1 protein-coding gene and 1 pseudogene are annotated in these 835 nt (G+C 68.3%); both read left to right on the top strand.

Translation table 11 applies throughout. From position 1 onward, the window contains the following. Nucleotides 1-206, top strand: a pseudogene (locus tag MZTS_RS24930) (tetratricopeptide repeat protein); the annotation flags it as partial. A 255-nt stretch (nt 207-461) separates the two neighbouring features. Next, nucleotides 462-752: a GCG_CRPN prefix-to-repeats domain-containing protein gene (locus MZTS_RS25740; protein WP_246482281.1), complete on the top strand. Its 291-nt coding sequence runs from the start codon at nt 462-464 to the stop codon at nt 750-752. Nucleotides 753-835: the final 83 nt, after the last annotated feature.

Below are 835 nucleotides of genomic sequence, written 5' to 3'. Positions count from 1 at the left end.
CCAAGATCAACGCCAAGCCTAAGGCCGGCCTACCCGGGCCGGAGAGGCCAACGGCCACCGCCGAGAACCCGCCCTCCCCCGCTCCGGCGGAAGCGGTGCCGGCCCCCGTGGCCGCTCCGCACAACCCGGAGAACCCGGAACTGCCCAAGGGCGCGCCCGCCCCGAGCGAGCCGCCGGGGGCCGCGGACAAGAAGTCGGGCGGCTGATTTCCTCGCCTCTGACAACGAAAGGCCCGCGGTACCCGCGGGCTTTTCTTGTTGGGATTCCTTCAGGGCGGGCGTCGGTTCCGCATGGCTTCGGGCGAAGCACAGGCCGCCCCAGGCGCGGCTCACGGACCATCGTTGCCCGCGTGCTATTCTGCGAAGGTTTTGCGGCCTCCCGGCAAGTCGCATTAAAATTTTGTAATGCTGCAACGCGGCTCGAACCGTCTCGTTCTTCAACGTCTTCAATGGAGGACGATGATGCGACTGAGATTCGTAGCTGCCGCACTTCTCTTTCTTGGAACGCTCGCCGGAACCGCGACGACCGCTGAAGCCCGTGACGGTTGCGGACCCGGTTATCACCTAAGCTGGTCCGGCTGGTGTCGGCCGAACTGGCGTCCCTATGTCGCCCGCCCCGTCTTCTACGCCGCTCCCGTCGTGGTCGGTTACGGCTGGGGCCGTCCTTGGGGCCGCCCTTGGGGCTGGCACCGCCCCTGGGGTTGGCATCATGCCGGCTGGCACGAGCCGTGGGGCTGGCGCTATAATTGGTGAACGGCGCGTGAGCCGGCGCGGTTCGCCCGCGCCGACTCGCTGCCCCGATCACCGCTTGCCCCCGCCCGCGGGTCCCCCTAGAG

Origin of the sequence: Methylorubrum zatmanii (assembly GCF_014845115.1) — a bacterium.
Lineage (GTDB): Bacteria > Pseudomonadota > Alphaproteobacteria > Rhizobiales > Beijerinckiaceae > Methylobacterium > Methylobacterium zatmanii.
This window is presented reverse-complemented; position numbering and strand designations above follow the sequence as displayed.

Coding starts and splice junctions, on each gene's coding strand:
- MZTS_RS25740 (WP_246482281.1), top strand. CDS start 462: ATGCGACTGAGATTCGTAGCTGCCGCACTTCTCTTTCTTGGAACGCTC.